Source organism: Streptomyces sp. MnatMP-M17 (assembly GCF_900091995.1).
In the GTDB taxonomy this organism is placed as follows: domain Bacteria; phylum Actinomycetota; class Actinomycetes; order Streptomycetales; family Streptomycetaceae; genus Streptomyces.
The window spans coordinates 1-3,958 of record NZ_FMDK01000694.1 but is presented as its reverse complement, the minus strand read 5'-3'; the positions used below and the strand labels follow the sequence as shown (position 1 = coordinate 3,958).

General features: G+C 68.6%; 5 protein-coding genes. 1 reads left to right on the top strand and 4 read right to left on the bottom strand.

The annotated features are described in order from the left end of the window. Positions 1 to 41 precede the first annotated feature (41 nt). Entirely contained in the window at positions 42 to 692 is a 651-nt protein-coding gene (locus tag GA0115259_RS28465; protein WP_093602337.1) for a hypothetical protein, read from the bottom strand. Between the two features lie 47 nt (positions 693 to 739). Between GA0115259_RS28465 and GA0115259_RS28460 the strand changes: the two genes are divergently transcribed. Continuing rightward, positions 740 to 928 carry a DUF5703 family protein gene (locus GA0115259_RS28460; protein WP_030354641.1) on the top strand — a complete coding sequence of 63 codons (189 nt, stop codon included), beginning with the start codon at positions 740 to 742 and terminating at the stop codon, positions 926 to 928. 83 nt (positions 929 to 1,011) lie between these two features. Here the strand turns inward: GA0115259_RS28460 and GA0115259_RS28455 are convergent, their stop codons facing one another. From GA0115259_RS28455 to GA0115259_RS28445, 3 genes are all read right to left on the bottom strand, one after another. Beyond that, positions 1,012 to 1,827, bottom strand: coding sequence for a chaplin (locus GA0115259_RS28455; protein ID WP_093602335.1), 816 nt, complete (start codon positions 1,825 to 1,827; stop codon positions 1,012 to 1,014). 138 nt (positions 1,828 to 1,965) lie between these two features. Then, positions 1,966 to 2,199, bottom strand: coding sequence for a chaplin ChpH (gene chpH / locus GA0115259_RS28450; protein ID WP_066955209.1), 234 nt, complete (start codon positions 2,197 to 2,199; stop codon positions 1,966 to 1,968). 179 nt (positions 2,200 to 2,378) lie between these two features. Further along, the gene (locus tag GA0115259_RS28445; protein WP_093602339.1) at positions 2,379 to 3,704 is read right to left on the bottom strand and encodes a M20/M25/M40 family metallo-hydrolase; all 1,326 of its coding nucleotides are present in this window, start codon (positions 3,702 to 3,704) and stop codon (positions 2,379 to 2,381) included. Between the last annotated feature and the right edge of the window lie 254 nt (positions 3,705 to 3,958).

The window sequence follows — 3,958 nt, the reverse complement described above, 5'->3', positions numbered from 1 at the left end:
GTCGGCGGCCGTCGGCGCCCTACAGCGACCTCGGCCGCCGCTCAGGCGTCCTGCTCCTCCAGGTCGTCCAGATCCGCGTCGAGATCGTCCTCGTCGAAGACCGCGCTCACATCGAAGCGGCAGACCACCTGCTGCGGATCGGCCTGGTCGAAGGGAGCGCTCAGCCACTCCCCCGGCTCGGGCAGATCGTCGGCCGCCGACACCCAGAGAGTCGAATCGCCCTCTTCGAGACCGAATTCCTTGTGCCGGGACGCGATCTCGTCCGGTTCGTACTCGCCGAAGAGCACTCCGAGAGCGGCATGCACACTGCTGCCCACCACACCACCGGTGCCGGTGTCACCGTCCACATCGGCGATGCGCTGTGCTTGTGCGAGCAGCCGCTGCGGCTCGACCACCGCGTAGTCGCGCCGGATCAGCACACTGAGGGCGTTCGGCTCCTCGGGACCCTTGTACGGCGGAAGCGAGTCGTCCGGATCCGGGATCTCGAAGGGGGTGACTTCGTCGTACCGGTTGTAGAGCCGCTCGTCATAGACCTCGGCCGCGACGGCGAGGGCATTGAACGCGTCGGAGACCGCCGGATCGTCCTCACCCGTGCGGTGTTCGACCGCCGCCAGATGGCGGTCCAGGGCTACCTTGACCGCCTCGGCGGCGGCGCGTACCTCGGCAGCGGTGGGCTGCGCAGCATCAGACATAGTGCAGACGCTATCCGTACCGGGCCTCTGCCCGCACAATAGATGCGATGCCGGAATACGAATTTGTCGACGTGTACGTGCCGCGCGGGGTCTCCCGCAAGGAAGCGGCCCGTCTGCTCACCGACCATGCCGAGTACGGACACTGGGAATTGGACCGCCTGAGCCTGCACCGGGACGGCAGTCGCAGAGTGCGGCTGCGCCGGCGCATCATCCGCCAGGTGCGCGCCACCTGGTGAGTACGGCGGAGCGGGCCCCGCTGACGCGAGGCCCGCCCATGGTGCGTACCCGACCGCCGTACGCACCGTCCGTACGCGTCCGATTACACGGCGGAGCGGGCGCGGCGGTAGATGAGGCTGCCCGCGATCAGCAGCCCCGCACCCACCGGGACGGCGATCCCGAGCGCACCCGCACCGGTCTGGGCGAGCGTCTCGGTGCCTTCGGGCCGTACGACCGTCTTCGGCTCCGGCGCGTTCGGCGACGGCGGGATCGCGCGCACCTGGACCGGCTTGCCCGGCTGGCTCGGCTTGCCCGGGGTGACGGGCTTCTCGGGCCGCTCCGGCCTGGCCGGCGGGACGACGGGCGCGTCGTTGGCGCAGCCGTTGCCCATGGTGGGGTTGAGCAGGCCGCCGATGGTGACGCTGTTCCCGCAGGCGTTCACGGGGATGTCGATCGGCACCTGGATCGTATTGCCGGAGCCGACGCCGGGCGAGTTCGCGGAACCGCCCTCCGCATGGGAGCCACCGGCCGGCGCGGTGTGTGTGGCGCCGGGGTGCGATCCACCGTGCTGCGATCCGCCCTGGTTCGAACCGCCCTGATGCGATCCGCCGTGGTGCGGGCCACCGCCCTGCGGTGAGGTGTGCGAGCCGCCGCCGTGACCGCCGGACGACGGTCCGCGCCCATTGGCGCAGCCGTTGCCGAACGCCGGGTTGAGCACCCCGACGACATCCACGGTGTTCCCGCACACATTGACCGGTACATGCACCGGAACCTGCACATTGTTCCCGGACAGCACGCCCGGAGATTTCGCCGCGGTTCCCTCGGCTCCCGAGTCCGCGTGCGCGTGGCCGCCGCCGAGCGCGAGCACGCCGCCCGCCGCTGCCATGGTGATCAGGCCTTTGCGCGTGACCTGTCGCATTGCTTGGATCCCTGCCTTCTGCCTTCCGGGACTGCCCTGGGCATCGGTGCCGGGGCAGGATGCCCAGCGGCCCCGGAGTGCATGGCGCGCACTCCGGGGCCGCCCGGGCTCAGACCCTCACGGGTGAGAGATACGACGTCACTTGTTGATGCAGACGTTGCCGAAGGCGGGGTTCAGCAGCCCGATCACCGAGATCGTGTTGCCGCACACATTCACCGGCACGTGGATGGGGGCCTGGATGACATTGCCCGAGACCACACCGGGAGAGTTCACGGCGGCACCCTGGGCATCCGAGTCGGCGACGGCCATACCCGCACCCGCGAGCACCAGGCCACCGGTGACAGCCGCAGCGGCGACGATCTTCTTGATCATTATTTCCTCCTTGTTGGCAAGCGCGGCCCCAACCGCGGGCCGCAACACCTGTAACGAGGAGGAACCATTGGGGCTACGAGCGTATCGTCGCATTCACTCTTTTCAGTCAAATGCGCACGCGCTGGCGATTGTTGAGAGTCCTGTGCCGACTCCCGGCCGACTCTCCGCCGGCTGTTGTGTCAGCTCTGATCGATGAAACGGTCGAGTACGCGGACACCGAACTTCAGTCCGTCCACCGGCACTCGCTCGTCCACACCGTGGAACATCCCGGCGAAGTCCAGCTCCGGCGGAAGCTTGAGCGGTGCGAAACCGAAACCGCGGATCCCGAGATCGTCGAAGGACTTGGCGTCGGTGCCGCCGGAAAGCATGTACGGAACGGCCCGCGCGATCGGGTCCTCGGCCAGGAGCGCGCTCTGCATGGCGTCCACCAGGCTTCCGTCGAAGCTGGTCTCCAGGGCCTTGTCGGAGTGCGCGTCCTCACGCTTGACCCGGGGACCGAGGATCCGGTCGAGGTCGGCCAGGAACTCCTCCTCGTACCCGGGCAGGAAGCGCCCGTCGACATGGGCGGTGGCCTGGCCGGGGATCACATTCACCTTGTAGCCGGCGCCGAGCATGGTGGGAGCGGCGGAGTTGCGCAGGGTCGCGCCGATCATCTTCGCGATGCCGCCGAGCTTGGCGAGCGTGCCCTCCATGTCCTCCGGGTCGAGCGGGACGCCGAGCGCGTCGGACAGCTCGTCCAGGAAGGACCGTACGGTCTTGGTCATCCTCACCGGCCACTCATGACGGCCGAGCCGGCCCACGGCCTCGCACAGCTCGGTGATGGCGTTGTCGGTATTGGTCATCGAGCCGTGCCCGGCGGTGCCCTCGACCGTCAGCCGCATCCAGTGCATGCCCTTCTGCGCCGTCTCGATCAGATACAGCCGCAGATTCTCGTTGACGGTGAAGGAGAAGCCGCCGACCTCGCTGATCGCCTCCGTGACGCCTTCGAAGAGACCGGGGTGGTTGTCGACGAGATACCGCGCGCCGTACGTACCGCCCGCCTCCTCGTCGGCGAGAAAGGCCAGCACGATGTCGCGCGGGGGCTTACGGCCGCTGCGCAGCCTGTCCCGTACGACGGCGAGCGTCATGGCGTCCATGTCCTTCATGTCGACCGCGCCACGGCCCCAGACACAGCCGTCCGCGATCTCACCGGAGAACGGGTGGTGCGTCCAGTCGTCGGCGTTGGCGGGGACGACATCGGTGTGGCCGTGGATGAGCAGGGCGGGCCTGGAGGGATCCTCGCCCTCGATCCGGGCGACGGTGGAGGCACGGCCCTTGTGGGACTCGAAGATCTGCGGTTCGAGGCCCACCTCGGCGAGCTTCTCGGCGACATATTCGGCGGCGGCCCGCTCTCCCGGTCCGGAGTGGTCGCCGTAGTTGCTGGTGTCGATCCGGATCAGATCGCGGCAGAGGTCGACGACCTCGTCCTCGCCGGAGACGGTCCTGCCCGCGTTCGACTCGCTCACGCTGCTCACTCCCACGGTCGGTGCTGGTGGTCCCCCACATACTCCCGCGTACGGCCCCCGCACCCCAAGGCGGTTCCCCGCCCGACATACGCCCGTCACACGGAGCGGCCGGCAACGGCCGTGATCGGGCACCGCCGATTGTTTGCTATGGTTTTCCACGTCGGAACGGCCCTGAGCCGCCCGGCAGACACCTGGTCCGGGTGGCGGAATGGCAGACGCGCTAGCTTGAGGTGCTAGTGCCCTTTATCGGGCGT

What these genes read in the sequence shown, in the direction of transcription:
- GA0115259_RS28465 (WP_093602337.1), bottom strand. Translation starts at nt 692, where the DNA reads ATGTCTGATGCTGCGCAGCCCACCGCTGCCGAGGTACGCGCCGCCGCC.
- GA0115259_RS28460 (WP_030354641.1), top strand. Translation starts at nt 740, where the DNA reads ATGCCGGAATACGAATTTGTCGACGTGTACGTGCCGCGCGGGGTCTCC.
- GA0115259_RS28455 (WP_093602335.1), bottom strand. Translation starts at nt 1,827, where the DNA reads ATGCGACAGGTCACGCGCAAAGGCCTGATCACCATGGCAGCGGCGGGC.
- chpH (WP_066955209.1), bottom strand. Translation starts at nt 2,199, where the DNA reads ATGATCAAGAAGATCGTCGCCGCTGCGGCTGTCACCGGTGGCCTGGTG.